At 70.8% G+C, this 20,140-nt stretch carries 21 protein-coding genes and 1 pseudogene; 16 read left to right on the plus strand and 6 right to left on the minus strand.

Annotated elements, in window-relative coordinates; all coding sequences use genetic code 11:
• The first annotated feature begins 322 nt into the window (after positions 1–322).
• A complete protein-coding gene (locus AB0C82_RS29545) occupies positions 323–1,546 on the plus strand; it encodes a sensor histidine kinase (RefSeq protein WP_362847707.1) in 1,224 nt (407 codons plus the stop codon).
• The gene (locus AB0C82_RS29550; protein WP_362847708.1) at positions 1,543–2,268 is read left to right on the plus strand and encodes a response regulator transcription factor; all 726 of its coding nucleotides are present in this window, start codon (positions 1,543–1,545) and stop codon (positions 2,266–2,268) included. The genes AB0C82_RS29545 and AB0C82_RS29550 overlap by 4 nt, the downstream gene beginning before the upstream one ends.
• A 104-nt stretch (positions 2,269–2,372) precedes the next feature.
• Here the strand turns inward: AB0C82_RS29550 and AB0C82_RS29555 are convergent, their stop codons facing one another.
• Positions 2,373–2,822 carry a DUF6223 family protein gene (locus AB0C82_RS29555; protein ID WP_362847710.1) on the minus strand — a complete coding sequence of 150 codons (450 nt, stop codon included), beginning with the start codon at positions 2,820–2,822 and terminating at the stop codon, positions 2,373–2,375.
• A 308-nt stretch (positions 2,823–3,130) separates the two neighbouring features.
• Here AB0C82_RS29555 and AB0C82_RS29560 point away from each other — a divergent pair, with 308 nt between their 5' ends.
• Together AB0C82_RS29560 and AB0C82_RS29565 are read left to right on the plus strand one after the other, a co-directional pair.
• Positions 3,131–4,255, plus strand: a complete 1,125-nt coding sequence (locus tag AB0C82_RS29560) for a histidine kinase (protein WP_362847712.1) — start codon at positions 3,131–3,133, stop codon at positions 4,253–4,255.
• Positions 4,252–4,923, plus strand: coding sequence for a response regulator transcription factor (locus AB0C82_RS29565; RefSeq protein ID WP_362847715.1), 672 nt, complete (start codon positions 4,252–4,254; stop codon positions 4,921–4,923). Before AB0C82_RS29560 ends, AB0C82_RS29565 begins: the two co-directional genes overlap by 4 nt.
• Here AB0C82_RS29565 and AB0C82_RS29570 read toward each other — a convergent pair.
• From AB0C82_RS29570 to AB0C82_RS29580, 3 genes are read right to left on the minus strand one after another with little or no spacing between them, the layout of a single operon-like run.
• Entirely contained in the window at positions 4,884–6,329 is a 1,446-nt protein-coding gene (locus AB0C82_RS29570; RefSeq protein ID WP_362847717.1) for an FAD-binding monooxygenase, read from the minus strand. The two genes, AB0C82_RS29565 and AB0C82_RS29570, sit on opposite strands and share 40 nt — an antisense overlap.
• Positions 6,326–7,285 carry a UbiA family prenyltransferase gene (locus AB0C82_RS29575; protein WP_362847720.1) on the minus strand — a complete coding sequence of 320 codons (960 nt, stop codon included), beginning with the start codon at positions 7,283–7,285 and terminating at the stop codon, positions 6,326–6,328. Before AB0C82_RS29575 ends, AB0C82_RS29570 begins: the two co-directional genes overlap by 4 nt.
• Positions 7,282–7,905, minus strand: coding sequence for a methyltransferase (locus AB0C82_RS29580; protein WP_362847980.1), 624 nt, complete (start codon positions 7,903–7,905; stop codon positions 7,282–7,284). Before AB0C82_RS29580 ends, AB0C82_RS29575 begins: the two co-directional genes overlap by 4 nt.
• Positions 7,906–8,416: 511 nt before the next feature.
• On the opposite strand from AB0C82_RS29580, the gene AB0C82_RS29585 reads away from it, so the two are divergent.
• Positions 8,417–9,154: a hypothetical protein gene (locus tag AB0C82_RS29585; RefSeq protein ID WP_362847723.1), complete on the plus strand. Its 738-nt coding sequence runs from the start codon at positions 8,417–8,419 to the stop codon at positions 9,152–9,154.
• A gap of 353 nt (positions 9,155–9,507) precedes the next feature.
• On the opposite strand, the gene AB0C82_RS29590 is transcribed toward AB0C82_RS29585, so the two are convergent.
• A complete protein-coding gene (locus AB0C82_RS29590) occupies positions 9,508–10,539 on the minus strand; it encodes a saccharopine dehydrogenase NADP-binding domain-containing protein (protein WP_362847726.1) in 1,032 nt (343 codons plus the stop codon).
• A gap of 98 nt (positions 10,540–10,637) precedes the next feature.
• On the opposite strand from AB0C82_RS29590, the gene AB0C82_RS29595 reads away from it, so the two are divergent.
• The 3 genes from AB0C82_RS29595 (at position 10,638) to AB0C82_RS29605 (ending at position 14,428) form a co-directional block, all read left to right on the plus strand.
• A complete protein-coding gene (locus AB0C82_RS29595) occupies positions 10,638–11,585 on the plus strand; it encodes a helix-turn-helix domain-containing protein (RefSeq protein ID WP_362847729.1) in 948 nt (315 codons plus the stop codon).
• A 199-nt stretch (positions 11,586–11,784) separates the two neighbouring features.
• Positions 11,785–13,059: a DUF3533 domain-containing protein gene (locus AB0C82_RS29600; RefSeq protein WP_362847732.1), complete on the plus strand. Its 1,275-nt coding sequence runs from the start codon at positions 11,785–11,787 to the stop codon at positions 13,057–13,059.
• 211 nt (positions 13,060–13,270) lie between these two features.
• The gene (locus tag AB0C82_RS29605) at positions 13,271–14,428 is read left to right on the plus strand and encodes a hypothetical protein (protein ID WP_362847735.1); all 1,158 of its coding nucleotides are present in this window, start codon (positions 13,271–13,273) and stop codon (positions 14,426–14,428) included.
• Positions 14,429–14,459: 31 nt separating this feature from the next.
• On the opposite strand, the pseudogene AB0C82_RS29610 reads toward AB0C82_RS29605, so the two are convergent.
• A pseudogene (locus tag AB0C82_RS29610) lies at positions 14,460–14,591 on the minus strand (SAM-dependent methyltransferase); the annotation flags it as partial.
• A 96-nt stretch (positions 14,592–14,687) separates the two neighbouring features.
• Between AB0C82_RS29610 and AB0C82_RS29615 the strand changes: the two are divergent.
• The 8 genes from AB0C82_RS29615 (at position 14,688) to AB0C82_RS29650 (ending at position 20,060) form a co-directional block, all read left to right on the plus strand.
• The gene (locus AB0C82_RS29615) at positions 14,688–15,269 is read left to right on the plus strand and encodes a hypothetical protein (RefSeq protein WP_362847737.1); all 582 of its coding nucleotides are present in this window, start codon (positions 14,688–14,690) and stop codon (positions 15,267–15,269) included.
• Positions 15,270–15,368: 99 nt separating this feature from the next.
• A complete protein-coding gene (locus AB0C82_RS29620) occupies positions 15,369–15,788 on the plus strand; it encodes a DUF6281 family protein (RefSeq protein ID WP_362847740.1) in 420 nt (139 codons plus the stop codon).
• 48 nt (positions 15,789–15,836) lie between these two features.
• Complete coding sequence (locus AB0C82_RS29625; RefSeq protein WP_362847743.1) at positions 15,837–16,514, plus strand: hypothetical protein; 678 nt, start codon at positions 15,837–15,839, stop codon at positions 16,512–16,514.
• Positions 16,511–17,251: a hypothetical protein gene (locus tag AB0C82_RS29630; protein ID WP_362847746.1), complete on the plus strand. Its 741-nt coding sequence runs from the start codon at positions 16,511–16,513 to the stop codon at positions 17,249–17,251. Before AB0C82_RS29625 ends, AB0C82_RS29630 begins: the two co-directional genes overlap by 4 nt.
• A 155-nt stretch (positions 17,252–17,406) precedes the next feature.
• The gene (locus AB0C82_RS29635; protein ID WP_362847749.1) at positions 17,407–17,838 is read left to right on the plus strand and encodes a VOC family protein; all 432 of its coding nucleotides are present in this window, start codon (positions 17,407–17,409) and stop codon (positions 17,836–17,838) included.
• Between the two features lie 7 nt (positions 17,839–17,845).
• The gene (locus tag AB0C82_RS29640) at positions 17,846–18,448 is read left to right on the plus strand and encodes a gamma carbonic anhydrase family protein (RefSeq protein WP_362847752.1); all 603 of its coding nucleotides are present in this window, start codon (positions 17,846–17,848) and stop codon (positions 18,446–18,448) included.
• A 137-nt stretch (positions 18,449–18,585) separates the two neighbouring features.
• Positions 18,586–19,017 carry an NfeD family protein gene (locus AB0C82_RS29645; RefSeq protein WP_362847755.1) on the plus strand — a complete coding sequence of 144 codons (432 nt, stop codon included), beginning with the start codon at positions 18,586–18,588 and terminating at the stop codon, positions 19,015–19,017.
• 2 nt (positions 19,018–19,019) lie between these two features.
• A complete protein-coding gene (locus AB0C82_RS29650) occupies positions 19,020–20,060 on the plus strand; it encodes an SPFH domain-containing protein (protein WP_362847982.1) in 1,041 nt (346 codons plus the stop codon).
• The last annotated feature ends 80 nt before the right edge of the window (positions 20,061–20,140 follow it).

The following is a 20,140-nucleotide window of genomic DNA, read 5'->3' on the forward strand; positions in this document are numbered from 1 at the left end:
TGTCCTCCGGCGGACGGACTTGAAGGGGGCTGTCTGCCGGGGGTTCCCGGCCGGTCTCCAGACCATCATCGGAAGGCGCCACCGGGCGTCGGGGCAGCGGATGATCCGGGCCGGGGCCCTGGGTCCTTCCCCGTCCCGTGACCAGGACCCTGGTCCTGGTCACGGGACGGGCCCCGGTGATGGTCCGGCGCGGGTCCCGGGTCCTGCTCCTGGTCGGTCGCGGGTCCGGGCCCGGCCTTGCACCGCTGCCGCCGGTCCTGCCGCCGCGGTTGCTGTGCAACCCTGTCCCAGGGCGGAAAGGCCGGATACGGGGGAAACAGTCATGCTCAGCAGCCGACACATCGGGCCCGGTGACACCCGGGAGTCGCCGCACATCGGCGGGGCCGGTCCGGCGTGGACCCGTAACGACGCGCTCGTGGCCGGCGGTGCCTGCGCGTTGAACCTGCTCAGCTACGTGTTCTTCAACGACCCCGACGGCCGCCACGACGTACAGGTAGCCGGATTCCTTCTCGTCGCGCTGGCGGCCCTGCCGCTCCTCGCCCGGCGCCGCCACCCGGTGGCGGCGCTCACCGCCGTACTGGCACTCGACGCGACGGCCTCCGTGCTTGCGCCGTTGCCCAGTCACTTCGGCGCCGTGCTGGCGGTCGCCCTGTACTCGGTCGTCAGGACCTGTCCCGGCCGGGTGTCGGCACTCGCGACCGTCGCGACGGTGTCGCTGACGCTGCTGAGCCAGAGCGGCGGCCGGATTCCGCCCTGGCAGGAGACTTTCTCCACCGTCCTCAACACGACGGTTGTCGTCGGCGCGGCCCTGGTGGTCAGCCGTCGGCAGCGGGAGATGGCGGCCAACCGCAGACTCCTCGCCGACCGGGCGGTGGCGGAGGAACGTCGTCGTATCGCAAGGGAGTTGCACGACATCGTGGCCCACCACATCACGACCATGCAGCTGATGGCCGGTGGAGCCCGGGCCAACCTCGCCGAACCGGAAGTGGTCCGGGACGCCCTGGTCACCCTGGAGGCGTCGGGGCGGCTCGCGCTGCGCGAGATGCGCCAGCTCCTGGACGTCCTGCGGGCCGGTGACGAGCCGGAGGCGGCGCCCTCGCTGCCCCAGCCCGGTGTCGACGACCTCGACGGGCTGGTCGCCGAGTCCCGCCTGGCGGGCCTGCCGACCGAGCTGAACGTCCGCGGGCCACAGCGTCCGCTGCCCCCGACCGTCGGCCTCACGGTGTTCAGAATCGCCCAGGAGGCCCTCACCAACACCCGGAAGCACGCGGGGGACGCCCGCGCCTCCGTCCAGCTGACGTACCGACAGGAGCGGGTCGTCGTCGAGGTGCGGGACGACGGTGGAGGCAGACCGCCCCGGGAGGGGCCGATGGTGTGCTCGGGCGGTTACGGCCTCATCGGTATGCGCGAGCGCGTCGCCCTGCACGGCGGCACCCTCACCGCCGGTCCGCAGGCAGACGGTGGGTTCGCCGTGGTGGCCGACCTCCCGCTGGCCACGGACGAGACGGACGCGGCAGCCGTCCAGCAGGAAGGGACACTCCGATGACGGGGAACGGGCCGACTGCGCCGCCGCCGGGCATCAGGGTGCTGATCGTGGACGACCAGCCGCTGGTGCGCCGCGGCCTGTCACTGATCCTCGCCCCCGACCCGGCCTTCGAGGTGGTGGGAGAGGCCGAGAACGGCGCGCGGGCCGTCACCCTCGCGGCCCAACTGCGCCCCGACGTCGTGGTGATGGACATCCGGATGCCGGTGCTCGACGGAGTCGGTGCGACCAGGGAACTCGCCGCCACCGTGCCGGAGGCCAGGGTCCTGGCCCTCAGCACCTTCGACATGGACGAGTACGTCGTGGGCGCGCTGCGTGCCGGAGCCTACGGCTTCCTGCCCAAGGACAGCTCGCCCGAGGACCTGAGCGCGGCGATCCGCACCGTTCACGCCGGTGAGGCCGTCGTCGCGCCGCGCCTGCTCACCCGGCTCATCTCCACCTACGTACGGGCTCCCCACGAGGCACGGCCGGCTCCCACCGGCCTGGGTGACGAGCTCACCCCCCGCGAGGTCGAGGTGTGGCACCTGATGGCCACCGGCCTCGACAACACCGGTATCTCCCGCGCCCTGGACCTCAGCCTCTCCACGGTCAAGAACTACATCACCAGCATCTTCGACAAGCTAGCCGTCCGTGACCGCGCCCAGGCTGTCATCGCCGCCTACGAATCAGGCCTGGTCACCGCCCGGCCGCCGGCCGGGAACCCGCCCGCCGACGGGCGGAGCTGACCAGACCGGCTCCGGGCCGTCGGGCCCCACGAAGGGACCCGTCGGGCCCACGACACGGGGCCAGGAACCGAACGCGACCGGCCGGAGGGTGTGCCACAGCTGCGTCAGGCCGGGCGGCGGGCGCTCCGGAGGGACATACCTCCCAGCGCCATGGCGATCAGTCCGAGTACGACGGCCACCATGGCCCCCGCTCGCCCGTTGCCCGTGCCGATACCACCGGTGGAGTCGGCCAGGTGCAGCGCCGCGAGGATCACGCCGAGGAGCCCCGACGCCATGGCGGCGAAGGCCGCCCACCGCCAGGTGCCCCGGCTGACCCGAGGGCCGATGCGGCCGGTGGAGCCGGCCAGGGCCAGGCCGCCGACGAGTATGCCGGTGAGCGCCACCAGTGCGGCCACGATGGCTCCGAGGCGACCTGAACCGGTGTCCGCGTCGCCGGCCGCGACGACGGAGACGCGCGCGGCTGCCGGTGCGGCGAGCGCGACGGATGCCAGCAGGGCGGCTCCGGTCGTGGTGAGCAGGGGGCGGACCGACTTCAGGACTCGTGATGCGCTCATGTCCTTCTCCTCTTTCTTGACGTCACGACCTCGTGCTTCGTAACGCCGTGACTTCGTCGCGTCGTTGGGTCGTCGCGTCGTGGGGCCGATTCCCCACGCCTCCGTCAGGAGGTGTGGGTGCCCTCTGATCATGTCGCCGGGTGCGGGAGCCGGTCGTCCTGCGAGCGGATGCACTTCGCGGTGCCGCGACCGGAGCACCCCGCTGCCACCAACACCGCAGCCGGCGTACGGCTACCGCGTCCGTGGTAGTCGGCCGCTCGTTCCCGAGCGTGACTCGCCCGCAACCGCATCGGGGTTAAGGTGCGCGCATGAGCAGAAGGTGGACCGGGTTGCCGGCCGGCGTCATGGACTGGGCGATCGCCGTCGGTGTGGCTACGGCGCTCCTGATCACGGGAGTGTCCGCGCGGCCCGCCACCGGGGACCTCGCACCTCTCGGCTACGCACTGCTGGCGGTCGGCGGCCTGGCCCTGGTCGCGCGTCGCCGCGCACCCGTCCCGGTCCTGGCCGTCACCGGGCTGTGCGCGGTGGGCTATCAGGCAGCCGGTTTCGACGTGCCGGCCGTCGCCTTCCTGTTCGCGGTGTACGCAGCCGTACGGGCGGGGCACCGTGCCGTCACGATCGCGGCGAGCCTCGCCATGCTGGCCGCGCTGCCCCTCGCGGCTCTGCTCTCCCTTCACGACACGGCGGAGGCGTTCGCGCAGGCCCGCGGCGCGCTCGAGCTGGCCTGGCTGATCGCGGCGGGCGCCGCGGGCGAGGCCCTGCGACAGGCGGAGCGACGGGCCGACGAAGCGGAACGCACCCGCGAGGAGACCGCACGGCGCCGCGCCGACGAGGAACGGCTGCACATCGCGCGGGAACTGCACGATTCGCTCGTGCACCAGATCTCGATCATCAAGGTGCAGTCCGAGGTCGCCGTACACGTGGCCCGCAGACGTGGTGAGCAGGTGCCGGAAGCCCTGCTGGCGATCCAGCAGGCCGCCCGCGAGGCGACCCGGGAACTGCGGGCGACCCTGGAGGCTCTCCGTGACGACGACACGGCTCCGCCGCGCGGTCTGGACGACGTCGCGGAGCTGGTGGAGAGGGCGGGGTCGGCCGGCCTCTCCGCGGCGCTGACGATCGAGGGCCCACAGCACGACCTGCCCGCGGCGGTGGACCGGACCGTGTACCGCATCGTGCAGGAGTCACTGACCAATATCGCCCGTCATGCCGCCGCGACCAAGGCGACGGTTCGGATCGAGTACGGTGCCGACGCCGTCACCGTACGGGTGGATGACGACGGTGCGGCCACGCCGGCCGTCGCTCCGGCACCGGGCGTCGGGCTGCTCGGGATGGGTGAACGCGTCACCGCGCTCGGTGGGCGCCTGCGCGCGGAGCCGCGTACCGGGGGCGGATTCACCGTCCACGCGGAACTCCCCGTGGAGCGGACGCCGTGATCCGTGTCCTGCTGGTCGACGACCAGCCGCTGCTGCGCAGCGGGTTCCGCGCACTTCTGAACCTCGAGGACGACATCGAGGTGGTGGCCGAGGCCGGCGACGGACTGGAGGGGGTGGCTCTCGCGAAGGAGCACCTGCCCGACGTCGCGCTCATCGACATCCAGATGCCGGTCCTCGACGGCGTCGAGGCCACCCGGCTCATCGCAGAGGACCCGGCCCTGGCCGAGGTGCACGTGGTCATCCTCACCAACTACGGCTTCGACGAGTACGTTCTCCACGCGTTGCGGGCAGGGGCGGCGGGCTTCCTCGTCAAGGACATCGTGCCGGAAGACCTCGTGCATGCCGTTCGCGTCGCCGCGCGCGGTGACGCGCTCCTCGCCCCCTCGATCACCCGCAAACTGATCAACCGGTACGTCAGTCAGCCGCTCACCACCGGCTCCTCGACGGCCACCGGTCTCGGCGAGCTCACCAACCGGGAGCGTGAGGCCGTGGCCCTGGTCGCGCAGGGGCTTTCCAACGACCAGGTCGCCGCCCACATGGTGATCAGCCCCCTCACGGCGAAGACCCACATCAACCGAGCCATGACGAAGCTGCACGTCCGCGATCGGGCCCAACTCGTGGTCCTGGCCTATGAGTCCGGACTGGTCGTCCCGCCGCCCAGTCGCTGAAGCGCGTCGGTCCGGCCTGAACCCGAGCGTCGGGCGGGCGGGTCACTCGCCGGCTCCCGCTCCGTGTCCGCCGGCCTCCGGAGCGCCCCCAGCAGGACGCGGGGGCGCATGAGCGCCGTCGGCCGGTCGACCAGCCCCGCCACGCGCATGAGAGCGTTCGTGACGGCAGGGTCCTTCGTCGCCGCGTCATGCAGGCGCGCCACGTACGCGTTGCCCACGCGCGCGACAAGTCGCCGCAGCCCCGTCGTTCCGGTGTGCTCGGCCATTCCCTCGTACGCGAGGTCGCCCGTCGTCGAGGTGAACCATGGCGTGCCCACGATCCGGCCGACCTCACGCATGAAGGCGCGGCTTCGCGGTGTGCCGCGCCGCAGGTGGTGGTGCAATGCCCGTGCTTCCATGGCGGCCACGGTCATGCCCTGGCTGTAGTTGGGGTCGAGGCTGCACACGGCGTCGCCGATGACCAGGAGCCCTTCGGGCAGCCGGGACAGACGTTCGTAGCGGCGGCGCACGCTCGCGGGAAAGCAGAAGCGGACAGGGTCGGTCAGCGGCTCGGCATCGCGGATCTGCTCGTACACCCCGGCAAAGGGCAGCGACCTGGCGAATTCGAGGAAGCCGCCGGGATCGGTGGGTGGGTGGTCGCCCAGGATGCCGGTCAGCGACACGATGCACGTATCGCGGTCGACCTGACCGAAGAACGCTCCTCTCGGGTTCTCACGCGACGGCAGGCAGTTGATGAACCGGGTGCCACCGAGCATCCCGGGGCGGCTGCGGTAGAGCCTGGTGGTGTACGCCAGGCCGATCGCCATGCGTTGCTCGACCGGCCGTTCGTATCCCAGGTGCTCCAGCCACACCGGGGTGCGCGATCCGCGGCCGGTGGCATCGATGACCAGATCGGCGCAGAGGCTGAACTCGCCCCCGCTCTCCGCGGAACTCGAACGCAGTCGAGCGCCCGTCACCCGCGTGCCGTCCGGGGCCGGCAGCAGGCCGGTGGCCTCGGTCCGTTCGAGGAAGGTGACGTTGGGCAGGGCGGCCACCCTGTTGCGGAAGTACTCCTCGACCACGGGCCGCTGTGCCGTCAGCGACGTCAGTCCGGTTCGGCTCGACCGGAAGGGCCGGGCGTTGAAGTACCAGCGCTGCTCACCCAGATCACCTACCGGCAGTTCCGCCCGGCGCATGTCCTCGATCAGGTCCGGGAAGAACGTCTCCAGGATCTGGCAGCCCCGGGCGTGCAGCCCATGGGCCTGAGCGGCGTGGGGAGCTCCGCGCCGCGCCCTGCGCACGCCGGTCACCCGGTCACGATCCACGACGACGACTTCGCGGTAGAACTCGGACAGCACCCTGGCCGCGAACGTCCCGGCGATGCTCCCGCCGAGCACCAGCGCCCGGTCGCCGACAGCTTCGTTCACGACGTGGAACCCATGAGAAGGGCGGCGGCGAGGCCGAGGAACCCCAGGTCGATGGAGATCAGCACGAGGAAGCGTGCCTTCCGCAACTCGTCGCGGTACACCCCGTAGTAGAGCTGTACGAGATGCAGCAGCACCACCGGGGCACCGGCCACGAGGAACACCGTGCTCAGCCGTGTGGTGGTGAACAGCGCCAGGAACAGCAGCACGTTCAGCGCGACCAGGAGGTGGAGGACGGCCGCGTACCACGTGGGTGGCAGGAGGACGGCAAGAGTTCGCCGGTGCACGGCGGCGTCGCCCTCCCGGTCCGACGCGTTGCCGTACGCCACCACGAGGAGCAGCCACAGACCGACCAGCGCGCCCACCAGGAGCGTCTCGGGGCTGACCGTTCCTGCGACGAACCAGTAGGGCATGACCACGGTGAAGGCGCCGGTGAGAAAGATCGTCGACTCGAGTCCCAGAGGCCGGTAGCTGAGCTTGACTCCGCAGGAGTACTGGACGGCGAGCACCGGCACACCGAGCGCGATCACCCAGGCGGGCGTGGGCACGTGACGGTCCAGGACCCCCGCGGAGAGGGCGATCGCGGCCATGCCGACGATCCACGCGCCGATGGCGAACCGAAGGGCCTCCGACAGGGTCAGCGCGCCGGTGAGCAAGGGTTTCCTCACCGTCGTCACCGGTGGCCGGCCCTCGTAGTTGCGGGCGTCGCTGCCGTCCAGGAACCCGCACACGTCGTCGGCGGCAGACGTGCTCCACTGGATGGCCAGCGTCCCGGCGAGCAGGAGAGCAAGGGGGAGCAGCGTGCCGCTGGTCAGCAGACCGTCCATGAGCAGGAGCAGCAGGCCGAGGGCCCAGCCGTAGACGTAGTGGTAGACACGTGCCTTGCCGAGTCTCAGGTAGCTGAGGGCTTTCGGCCCGGCTGCGATCGGCGCGGCGACCGGTGTCCGGGTGAAGGTCACGCCGTCTCCCGGCCGCTGCTGAGGGCCACTTCGAGCAGCTGGAAGGTCACCGGTACATCGCCGGCCCGGCGGGTCGTCCGCTCCCGCTCGGTGAGCCGCAGACCGGCCGTGGTGGCCAGTGCGTCGAGCCGGCCGGTGTCGCCGAGGCTGTTGAAGCCGAGAAGGAGCCGGCCCGACGAGGTCAGCCGTGCCTGGCCGTCCCGGAGATAGCGCTCGTGGGTGGTGTAACCGCGGTCGAAGATGGCGTGCTGCATCGGGCGTGTGTAGACGAATTCCTCCGGGGCCCAGATGACATTGGAGTTCCAGAACACCACGTCGAACCGCTCGCCGGGCGCCAGGGCGTCGAAGAGATCGCTGTGCAGCACCCGCATCCGGTCCGCCACGCCGTGACGGTGGGCGTTGAGCCCGGCATTGCGTACGGCCTCCGGGTTGATGTCCAGGGCCGTGACCCTCGCGCATCCCGCCAGCGCCGCCATGACGGCGGTGACTCCGGCGCCACAGCCCACTTCGAGGAAACTTCCCCCTACGGGGAAGGGCAGCCACTCGGTGAACAGTGCCGTGGAGTCCGTGTGGACGGGCGCGAACACCTGCGGCAGCAGATGCCAGCTCAACCCCAGCATCTCGAACTCTCGCGACTCCCTCCCCCTGTCGTGCCGCTCCACCAGTCGCCGGCCTACGTCGAGGAGGGAGTCATCCGACTGTGCCGGAGTTGCGGCAACCGGGGTATGGGCAAGGGGACTTGACATGCATGTTCCTTGTCGGGCGAGGAAGCGTTCAACGGTTGCGGCGTGGGGGGATCAGGTGCTCGACGGCTTCATGGGCGGGTCCATGGCCGTAGCGGCGCCGTGGGTCAGCTTCTGATCACCCGCACACAGTGCCGCACCGTATCAGGTCGAACACAAAGAGTGACAACCGTGGGTCGTGTGAGGGTTGTGCGGCGGCATCGCCGCCGTACCTTCCTCGCATTTCCGCCCTACTCCGTAAACGGACCCGCACACACGCGAGTTGGAGGGCCGACACGGTTCACTATGCCGCCCGCACGGGTGTCGGATGTGCGCGACGGTAACCACAGGCCGTCCAACATGGGTAGCATCCGGCAGCAATCCCCCTATACAAGGAGTGTGAACTACCGTGGCCGACAAGCTGGAAGACGCCGACCTCAAGAGCGTGCAGAGCACGTACGCGGAGCGTTTCGCCGCCGACCTGGTGGCCAATCGGTCGGAGCAGGGCGAAGTCACCGCGCAGATCGCACAGTTGCAGACCCGGCTGGAGCAGCTCAAGAAGGACGAGGGCTGGCTGGCCGGTATGCAGGGGACGCTGCCGACCGCGGCACCCACCCCGCAGGCCGTCCCCGCCGAGGCCGTGGACACCGCGCCCGTGGCCGAGGCCACTGCGGAGACCAAGGCCGTTCCTCAGCCGCGGTCGGCCAAGGGCACCCGCACGAAGTCCGCGCAGCCCAAGGCGGCGCAGGCCAGGAGCACCCAGACCAAGGCCGCGCCCAAGAAGCCCGCCGCCGCGGCGAAGTCCACCGCGCGCAAGACGGCCAAGAAGGCGTCCGAGGAGAGCACCGTCGCGGCGAAGGTGTCGGAGGAAGCCGCCCCCAAGGTCGCCGAGGCTCCGCTGCACCAGCTTCTCCGTGAGTTCCTGCCCGCCGGTGAACCGCGCCTGGTGCGCGAGGTGCACGCGGACCTGGAGAAGGCGCACCCGGACCGCAAGACCTCGGCCCAGGTGGTGCGCAACAGCCTGGAGACGCTGGTCAAGCGGGGTGTCATCAGCAAGGAGATCCAGAAGGGATCGGCCATGTACACCGCTCCCAAGCCGACGGCGGACGCCGAGGCGACGGACGCCGAGGCAGCCGCGAAGGCCTGACGGCCGAAGGGCACACCATGTCGCGGGGGCGAGCAGCCCGGAGGGCGGCACAAGGGTCAACTCGCCGGGACACACGGTGTCCGGCCCGTGGCGCCCTCCGCGGCCTCCGCGATGGACCACGGGGTGGCACCCGTCCCCCCTCCCCGAGCCACCGGCCGCTGACGGCCGGACGGCTGGACCGGAGCCCCCGGCCTCGCGCCGGCCGGTCACACCGGTGGCACGTCATGGCGACCCCCGTGGGCCGACAACCCGCATGTGCGGCCGGAAAAACCGCGGAGGTACGACGCGGTCCTGAGGCCCGGCCGCCGACACGGCCGACGCCACCTCACCCTTCGCCCGGTCGCCATGACTGTTCAGTGCGGGAGCTCGACCGACAGGTACGGCGCCAGCGAGTGGAGGAAGTCGGCCGCGTCGAACATGGCGCCGGCGGACGCCACACCCGTCGTCCGCGTCCGGCCGGACAGGAGCCGCTGGACGGCCTCCACCGCCAGGGGTGCGGTGATCTGGTAGATGTCCTTCCCCTGAGCCGTGGCGCGCCGCTCGACGCCGCCCGAGCGGACCCGGACGTCGACGACGAACGTCTGGTCCGACCGCCCGAGCTCGTCGACCGCCTCCGGCGCCGGCGTTTCCTCCCCGGCCAGATCCCTCGCCGCCTCGACGGCCATGTGGGAACGGACCTCGGACACGGTCAGGTGGCTGGGCACGGTGACCACGTCGGCCATGGTGAACTCGGCGAGCACCGACCGGCGTCCCAGCGGTTCGGGAAAGTCCCACTCCTGCTCCCACGCCTTGTCGTCGTGATACTGCAGCGCACCGTCCACGAAGCGCACCCGACGGCCCCCGCGGCGCTCGTGGGACACCTGGCCGGCCTCCCGTGTACCCGCCGTCGGGCGCCAGCTGCTCAGCCCGTACGCGACGTGTGCCACCTCCGCCTCCTTCCACTCCCCCATCGCGGCGGTCACCAGGAGGTCGCCAAGTCCGCCGTAGAAGGCCATCGCCGGCACCACGGGGGTTTCGCTCCGACGGGCCGCCTCCGCGTAGTCGGCGAACATCGCGACGTTCGCCTCGATCTCCGCCGCGACGTCGACGTACGGGATACCCGCCCGCAGTGCCGCCTCGACGACGGGACCTCCCGTCACCGCGAACGGCCCGGCGCAGTTGACGACCGCCGCCGCGCCGTCGAGCGCCCGGTCCAGTGCGCTCGCGTCGTCCACGGCGGCCGGACGTACGGCCACCTCCGGCCACTCGGCCGCGAGCGCCTCCAGCTGGGCCGCGTTACGTCCGGAGATGATGGTGGCGGCGCCGCGCCTTCGCAGTTCGGCGACGACGAACCGACCGGTGTGACCTGTCGCCCCGTACACCACCACTGCAGCCGTGCTACTCATCGCTGTCCCCGTTCTCGTTGTTCTGATGACCCCAGTCTCGACCGGGCCCGAGCGGCGGTGTGATGGGCCGGAAGGACAGCACCCGTACACTTTCGGACATGCCAACTGTCGCGCTGCTGACGGCCGGTCGCCTGCTGCACTTCGAGCTGGCGGTGGCGTACGAGATCTTCGGCAACCCCCCGCGTGAGGCGACGGGCGGCTGGTACGACGTCATGCTCTGCGGGCCGGGGCCGGTGCAGGTCGGCCCCTTCATGGTCGAGCCCGATCACGGGCTCGAGCGGGCGGTGGACGCCGACCTCGTGATCGTGCCCGCGTGTGCCGACGTCGACGAACCGCTGCCGGTGGAACTGGTCGACGCGGTACGTGCGGCCCACGCGTCGGGAGCGCGGGTGGCGTCCCTGTGCACCGGAGCGTTCGTACTCGGCGCCGCGGGCCTGCTGGACGGCCGTCGGGCCACCACCCACTGGGCTCACGCCGCTGAGCTGAGCGCACGCCACCCCCTGGCCTCCGTCGACCCGGACGTGCTCTACACGGACAACGGCAGCGTGCTCACGGCTGCGGGCAAGGCCGCCGCCGTCGATCTCTGCCTCCACCTGATCCACCTCGACCACGGCGCCGCCGTCGCCAACTCCGTCGCCCGGCGTCTCGTCATGGCACCCCATCGGCCGGGTGGTCAGGCCCAGTTCGTGTCCACTCCGGTGCAGGCGACGGGCGATCACATGCTCACCCAGCTGCTCGCCTGGGTCCAGCAACGGCTGGATCAGCCGCTGACGGTGACCGACATGGCGCGGAAGGCGAACATGAGCCCGCGCAACCTCGGACGGCAGTTCCGGGCGGTGATCGGGCAGACACCGATCCAGTGGCTCCTGATTCAGCGCGTACGCCGCGCACAGGAACTGCTGGAGGCCACGGACAAAAGTGTGGAGGCCGTGGCCGTGGCGACGGGAATGGGTACCGCCACCACTCTTCGGCGCCAGTTCAAACGGATCGTCGGGGTTCCGCCGGACAGTTACCGCCGCTCGTTCCACAGCACCGGGGCCGCCTGACCGGCACGTGCCGGGCTGCTTGTACGAACGGAGTGGGCGACACGCCCGTAGCGCGATTTCCTCCCGCTACGCGCCGCTTCAGGGTCCGCCCGTCGACGATGGCCGCACGCGGATCGCGGATCGTCCGGGGCCACCGACCGGCCGACACGCGTCCGTGACGTCCGCCCTGTCGTGTCCGTTCCAGCATCCACGGAGCACCATGCCCTCCGACATCCCGAGCACCGGCACCCCGCAGGCACGTGCCGGCACCCTCGTACGACACGCCAAGCTGTGGCTCGTACCGACCGCCCTCAGCGCTCTGGTCGCGCTGCTGCTGTCGCTCCTCTACATGGGCGGCATCCTCAGCCCGAACGACAACCTGCACCGCCTGCCCATCGCCCTCGTCGACGGCGACCGGAGCCGCCCGCTGCCCGGGCAGCGGGAGAACCTGGGGAAGCAGCTCACCGACGCGGTCGTCTCCGCCAAAGGCCCGTCGGACTCCGTCGCATGGCGCCGGCTCAGCGGCGAGGCCGCCGAGGACGCGCTGGCTTCAGGCAAGGTGTACGGCGCGCTGGTCGTCCCCAAGGACTTCACCTCGTCCGTCGCCGCCCTGACGACCGACCGGGCGACCGCCCGGCCGACCCTCACCGTGCTCACCAATCCCGGTGTCGGCAGCCTGGGTTCGTCCATCGCGGCCCAGATCAGCCAGCGGGCGGCCGGTCAGGCCTCGCGCACCATCGGCGAGCAGCTCGCGGACTCCAGCGCGGCCCCCACCACACGTCTGCTCCTCACCGATCCCGTCGCCGTCACCACCCGCGTCGGCCATCCGATCGGACGGCACAGCGGCCTCGGCCTCACGGCCTTCTACTACACCCTCCTGCTGGTCCTCAGCGGTTTCATCGGTGGCAACCTCATCCACAGCGGCGTCGACACCGCGCTCGGCTACGCGGACAGCGAGATCGGTCCGTGGCACGCCCGCCGGCCCACCGTTCCGATCAGCCGCACGCAGACGCTGGTGCTGAAGATGCTGATGACGGCCGGGATCTCGGTGCTGACCACGACACTCGTCATGGTGGCGACGATCGCGATCCTGGGCATGGACGCCTCGCACCTGCCGCTGCTGTGGATCTTCTCCTTCTGCGCGACGGTCACGATCGGCCTGGGCGTCCAGGCCATCAACGCCGCGTTCGGCGGTATCGGGCAGCTCGTGTCCATGTTCGTCTTCATCGCGCTCGCGCTTCCCTCGTCCGGGGCGACCGTACCTCTGGAGGCGACCCCGGGCTTCTACCGCTTCCTGGGAACCTTCGAGCCGATGCACCAACTCAGCGCCGGGGTGCGCTCCATCCTCTACTTCGACGCCCGCGCCGACGCCGGCCTGGCCCGTGCCTGGATCATGATCGCGGTCGGGGTGGCCGCCGCCCTCGCGTTCGGATTCGCCATGACCCAGTACTACGACCGCCGGGGCCTGTCCCGCCTCACGCCCCAGCCTGCCTGAACACGCACCGGGCACCGCGGCTGCCGCTGTGACCCGTCCACCGGCCGGACCGTGTCTCGGTCCGGGTCCGGGCCCGTACCCGCGCTCACGTACGTGACGAAAGAGAAACCTGACGCTACCTAGCGGTAACAAGCCACCGCGTGCCAGATTCCGTATGCCACCGGCCGGCGGCTGTCCCCGCTCATCTGCACCGACGCAGGAGTACACAGCCATGCGCTCATCCCCCACCCGCGCCGTTCGCGGGCTTCTCGCGCTCTCCCTCACCGCCGCCGCGGCGCTGACGGCCGCCGGCGTCTCCCCCGCCGCCGCGAGCCCCGGCTCCGGAACCACCGCCATCGTGACGATGGGGGACAGCTACATCTCCGGCGAGGCCGGTCGCTGGCGGGGCAACAGCCTCACCACCAGCGGCAACCGCAACGGCACCGACCGTGCATGGACGGGAAGCACGTACGACCCGAGCCGTGTATACGGGGCCACTGCGGCGAACGGCTGCCACCGCTCGGACTCCGCCGAGGTGCACGGCGCGACCGGGGCAGCGGGGGCGTTGATCAACATCGCCTGCTCGGGCGCCACGACACAGAACGTGTTCCGTGCGGCGAACGGCGGCAGTTCCTACAAGGGCGAGGCTCCCCAGGCCGACCAGCTCGCCGGCATCGCGAGAACCCACGACGTCGAGATGGTCGTGCTGTCCGTCGGCGGCAACGATCTGGGATTCTCCGACATCATCAGGACGTGCGCGACCGACTACATCGTCTGGTACTCGTACTGCCACGACGACCAGCAGGCCGCCGTGGACGCGAAGATCAACACGGTGATGGCGGACGTCGCCAAGTCGGTCGACGAGGTCCGCGCGGTCATGTCCGGGGCCGGATACGCCCAGACGGACTACCGGATCGTGCTCCAGTCCTATCCCTCCCCCATCCCGCGCGGCGCCGAGAACCGCTACTCGGAGAGCGGGTGGAGCCGCACCAGCACGGGTGGCTGCCCCTTCTGGAACAAGGACTCCGACTGGGCCCGCGACTCGCTCGTCCCCCAGGTCGCCAACCGCCTCCAGGCGGTCGCCGCCACCAAGGCAGTGCAGTTCATGGACCTGCGTGACCTTCTCCAGGGCCGCGAGGTCTGCGCGAGGACCAGCAAACTGGTCAGCTCGACCGTGCCCGCTTCGGCCACCGCGAGCGAATGGGCGCGCTGGATCGACAGCAACGAGACCCAGGGGCCTGTGCAGGAGTCCGTACACCCCAACTACTACGGCCAGTTGGCGCTCGGCCGCTGCCTCGCACTGATCCACGCCCGGCCGACCGGCAACCACAGCTGCCGCAACACGGCCGGGTCGGGCACCTCGGGCGTATACCTGGCCACAGCCTCGTAGCGCAGGGCGGGCCGGGCCCGGGCTCCCGCAGTCACTCCGCGGGCGTCTCCCGGACGGAGACGTGCCCGGTGCTCTCACCGGATGAAGGGTCCCGCGTCCACCCTTCCCACCGGTCCCCCGGCCGGAGCCCGCCGAGCCGGACCATCAGGTCCAGCTCGGCGGGCCGACGCCGTCGCGCCCCCTCCGGGTACCCCTTCCGTGTCGCTGGAACGGCTCGTCCCGGAATGCCGCAACGGTTCCCGGCGCATAGTTTCCGGATGTGTCGCTTACCCGGCTCGTGCAGGTGCTCCGCGGCCCGGTGACCCGTGCCGCGCTGGCGTCCGTCCTCGGTGCGGTGCTCGTGGTGGCCACGCCGCCACCCGCCTCGTACGCCGGTACACGCATGCCCGCGCAGGTCACGGAGCGGGACACCGCGGGGTCGAACGGCCTGTACCGGTACAGCTACTCCCTGGGCCTTCACCCCTTCACCAGCCCGCACGACGTACGCGCACAGCTGACGAGCAACTTCTGGCTGTTCCCGGTGAGCGGTGGCTGCCCGGCCCGCATCCGCGCGCAGGACGAGTGCGACCTGCTCGGGGCGAATCCGGTGCTGGTGGAGGAGATCGGCCACGACTACGTCCAGATCGCCACGCTTCGCGGGCACGATCTCGGAGCCGGTCTGCACATCCGCTTCACGTTCACGCGGATCCTGGGCCTGCACTACCTGGCCGTCACCGCCTGGCAGAACGGTCCCACCCGGTGCACGGAGAACAGGCTGTGCAACATCGCCAGCCGCGCGGGTGCCTGGGTGCTCTGGCTCGTCCTCGCCGAAACCCTGACCCTGTCCGCCTACGCCGCCTGATCCGGGCCGACCAGGGAATTGCGATTGAGGGGAACCCACCCCGGATCGCGGCCGTCTACCGGACACGACAACGGCGCGCCATCCACCGAAGGGACCCGCATGAGCTGGGCCAGGACATCTGTGCGGGGAACACTGACGGCGGTCGTGGTGATGTCGGCCGTCGCGGTGTCGGCAGTCGCCTGCACGGCAGGCAGCGTCGGCGGAGCGCAGGAATCGCCGTCCTGCGCTCTGCGGTTCGTCTACCAGAACCGCACGTACCAGGACGTCGCGAACGTCAGGTTCACGGTCGGAGAGAAACTCGGCACGGCCACCCAGCCGCCCTGCGACGACACCGGCCCTCAGGACGGGAACGCGGCGCCGACCACTACGGGGACCGTTTACGCGGTGGACGGTCTCCCGCCCCTGGTGGCCGTGGCCGTCGGGGACTCGCCGGAGGAAGCCGCGCTGTTCGCCGTGTACGCGGGCCCGGACCTTCCGCCCGAGGTGCGGAGGCTGCGCGACAGCTCCCCGGCGCAGTGACAGCGGGCTCCGGGACGCGGTGACAGTGGCGTCTGGTGAGATGTGCGCATGACCGTTCGTGACGTGGCTCGGCAGTTGCCCGGTATACCTGTGCTGCGCGACCGTTGCCGTGCGATGGCGACGGTGGAGGCGGTCCTCGAGCCGGACAGCCCGTACCGCCGTCATGGCTTCGACGCGGGCTGGACCGGGACGCGGGAACTGGCGTGGATGGACAACGGCGGAGGCGACACCTATTCGGTCGTCTTCTCGTCGGCCGGTGTGTACATCCGCGGCTTCGACCACACATCACCCATGAGCCCGCACGTCGGGGACGGACGTGCGTGGCCCGGAATATTCGACCGGGTCCCTGAGACGTTCCGGGCCTTCACCCGGCATCCGGCCTTCACGTCCGACGGCATCCCCGATGTGACCGCCTGCCTGTGGCGGGAGGCCGAGGACGGTCAATGGCACACGGGGGACGTCGACTTCGACGGCAGCTCCACCGTCCCGGACGGCGCGGACTGGCTGTTCGGCTTCCTCACCGACGGTTCGCCCGAGAGGTACGCCGACTGGGCCTCGTCCTACTACGGGAGGCCGGTCGGCCTCGAAGCCGTACGTCACGTGTACGCACTGCGGCCGCTCACGCCCGCGATCGTCGCGGACCTGAACCCCGAGGCGTCCCTGAACGGGCTCGCGGAGGCCATCGCCGCGATCGGATATCCGCTGGGCGAGGGAGGGGACGGATGACGCCCGGCCCCGCCGGATCCGTCCCTGAGCCGCGGATCCACCGGCTGGCCGCCGTGCTCTCCGAGACGACCGGCCGACGTATCGAGGCCGAGCGCTCCGTCTCCCCGGACGGGTGGGCGCTCGTCTGGACCGACGGGCCGACGGGCCAGCACGTACGGAGCGCCGCCCACCACGCGGAACCGCACATCGCCGCCGAACTTCGGTACGTACGCCGGCTCTCGGAGGAGGCCGTCGCCCTCGGCGCCGTACGGCTGGCGGTCGCCACCACCCCCGCTGACGCCCGGCGCCGCCCCACGGTCACACGGAGCGCGGCCGAGGAGTTCTGGCGGACGGTGCCCCTTCCCTGCCCGACCACGGAACGCGAGCGACTGCTCGTGTACGCGGTGATCTACGAGGTGCGCGACAACCACCGCCGAAACCGGGCCGCCCCGGCTGACATCTGCGCCCTGGTGGCTCAGGTGGGCCTCGCGCCACTGCTCCGGCGGGCCGGAGGACGGTTGGCTCCCCTGGAGACCGTGACGGCGCACTACGCCGCGACCCATGCCCATCCGGCCTGGCGCTACCGGCTGGCGCCGATGGCCGCCACGACGGCCTTCGAAGCGGTCCGCGACGATCCGGAGGCGACCAGGGAACTCCTCCTCGCCGCCCTGGCCCTGCTGCCCGGTCTTCCCGGCCCGTACGGCGTCGACGAGGCCGCACTGCGGACCCGTCTCGCACGTATGCCGGACGGCGGATGAACGAGGGGCGGAGGAATCTCCGGGGCAGGGCGGATGAGGTGTAGGCGGATGAACGGGCGGCAATCCGGTGGTTCGACGTGCGGGACCGCTGCCTTGTGAGAGACGGTGGGTTCCGTTCTGCCAGGCACTCCGCCAATTTCTGAGGAGGGTTTTCGATGAACTGGACTCTTGAGGTCATTCCGGTCCCCGTCACCGACATGGACCGCGCGAAGGCGTTCTACGCGGACAAGGTCGGATTCAAGGTCGACCTCGATGACGAGGTGGCTCCCGGGATGCGCATCGTCCAGCTGACGCCGCCGGGTTCACGGTGTTCCGTGGCGATGCTCAAGGGGATGCCCTCGGCTCCCGGCATGAAGGAGATGGCCCCGGGCACACTGCAGGGCCTCCAGCTCTGCGTCACCGACATCGAGGCGGCCCGTGCGGAGCTGGTGGACCGCGGAGTGGACGTCTCCGCCATCCGCCACGTCGGCGCCACCGGCTGGGAGGACGGCAAGGGCGAGACCTGGAACTCGTTCATGTCCTTCGAGGACCCCGACGGCAACGGCTGGGTGGTCCAGGAAGCCCCGTCGGAACTGTCGGAACGCTGAGCGGGCCGTGCTGATCGCTCACGAAGGCCGGTCCCCCACCGTCCACCCCACCGCGTACGTCGCGCCGACCGCCACCCTGTGCGGGGATGTTCGCGTGGGGGCGGGCTGCCGCGTCCTGTTCGGGGCGGTGCTCACCGCCGAGGGTGGGCCGGTGGAGGTGGGCGACGGCAGCATCGTGATGGAGAACGCGGTGCTGCGCGGCACCCGGCGCGATCCGCTGGTCCTGGGGCGGCAGGTCCTGGTCGGCCCCACCTCCTACCTGACCGGCTGCCGGGTCGAGGACGAGGTCTTCCTCGCCACCGGCAGCCGGGTCTTCAACGGAGCACGGATCGGGACCCGGTCCGAGGTGCGGATCAACGGCATCGTGCACCTGCGCACCGTGCTGCCCGCCGACTCGATGGTCCCGATCGGCTGGGTCGCCGTCGGCGACCCCGTGTCCATCCTTCCGCCGGATGACCACGACGCGATCTGGGCGGTGCAGAAGGACCTGGACTTCCCCGGCTACGTGTTCGGCCTGGACCGCCCCGGTGAGGGCGAGAGCCTGATGCCGGCCATCTCCGAGCGCTTCGGCCGCGCTCTCGGGCGTCACGGCGACGACGAGCAGATCTGAGCCTGCCCTTTCGGGATCCGCCTCGCGCCCGAAACTCGATGCCGCCCAAAATGGGTAAAATTAGACTAAAGGGCTAATAGTTCCTCCTCAGTCCCCAAGTCCCCCATTCGCGCACCCACGGGCGAGAAGGGCTGCTCATGGATCCGTGGCTGATCTGGCTGATCGTCGCGGCGGTGCTGGCCGTCGCGGAGATCGTCACCCTCACCGCCGCCCTCGGAATGCTGGGCGCGGCTGCGCTGGTCACGGCTGGGTTCGCCGCCGTGGGGCTTCCGCTGCCCCTCCAGTTCGTGGTGTTCACCATCGCCGCGGCGGCGGCCCTGCTGTTCCTGCGTCCCCTGGCCCTGCGTCACCTCACCCGGCCCCCGGCAGCGCGCTTCGGCGTCGACGCACTCGTCGGCAGCTCCGCCCACGTCATCTCCGAGGTGACGGGCCGGGGTGGCAGGGTCCGCATCGGCGGCGAGGAATGGACGGCCCGCGCCTATGACGAAACGCTGGTGATCCCGCCGGGAACGACCGTCGACGTCATAGAGATCAGCGGCGCGACCGCGCTCGTATACCCCCGGGAGTGACCGTGGAAGTCTCGGCTTTCCTCATCGCCGGCCTGATCGTCGCAGTCATCGCGGTCTTCACCGTGCTGCGAGCGGTGCGCATCGTGCCCCAGGCACGCGCGCGCAACGTCGAGCGGCTCGGCCGCTACCACCGCACCCTGCAACCCGGCCTCAACGTCGTCGTCCCGTACATCGACCGCGTCCACCCCGCGATCGACCTGCGCGAACAGGTGGTTTCCTTCAGGCCGCAGCCGGTCATCACCGAGGACAACCTCGTCGTCGAGATCGACACCGTCATCTACTTCCAGGTCACCGACCCGCGGGCCGCCGCGTACGAGATCGCGAACTTCCTCCAGGCGGTCGAGCAGCTCACCGTCACCACGTTGCGCAACGTCGTCGGATCGATGGACCTGGAGAAGACCCTTACCTCCCGCGACACCATCAACAGCCAGCTCCGTGGCGTACTCGACGAAGCGACCGGCAAATGGGGCCTGCGGGTCAACCGGGTGGAGATCAAGGCCATCGATCCGCCGCAGTCGATCAAGGACGCGATGGAGAAGCAGATGCGGGCCGAGCGGGACAAGAGGGCCGCGATCCTCGGCGCCGAGGGGCAGCGCCAGGCCCAGATCCTCACCGCCGAGGGCGACAAGCAGTCCGCCGTACTGCGGGCGGAGGGCAACCGCACCGCCGCGATCCTCAAGGCCGAGGGCCAGTCCCGGGCCATCGACGAGGTGTTCCAGGCCGTGCACCGCAACGACCCCGACCCCAAACTGCTCGCGTACCAGTACCTCCAGACACTGCCCCAGCTCGCACAGGGCCAGGGCAGCACCTTCTGGGTGATCCCGAGCGAGGTCACCTCCGCACTCCAGGGCATCTCCCGCGCCTTCGGCGAGGCGCTCCCGCAGTCACCGGCCACGCGGGAGAGGACGCCCGAGGACAGGGCGGCGTACGACACCGCCGACGACACCGCGCAGGCCGCCGAGGCCGCTGCCGAGGCCCTCGCGGACGCGGCGAAGGCCGACAACACGACCTCCGGCACGCTGCCCCCCACCGGCCCTCGCTGACGACTGGGCGTGCGGCGACGCGTGAGCGGCAGTCATACGACGGTCGCCCTTGGGTCCTTCTTCGAGAGAGCCGGTCCCCG

Source organism: Streptomyces sp. NPDC048560 (assembly GCF_040650955.1).
Classification (GTDB): Bacteria; Actinomycetota; Actinomycetes; order Streptomycetales; family Streptomycetaceae; genus Streptomyces.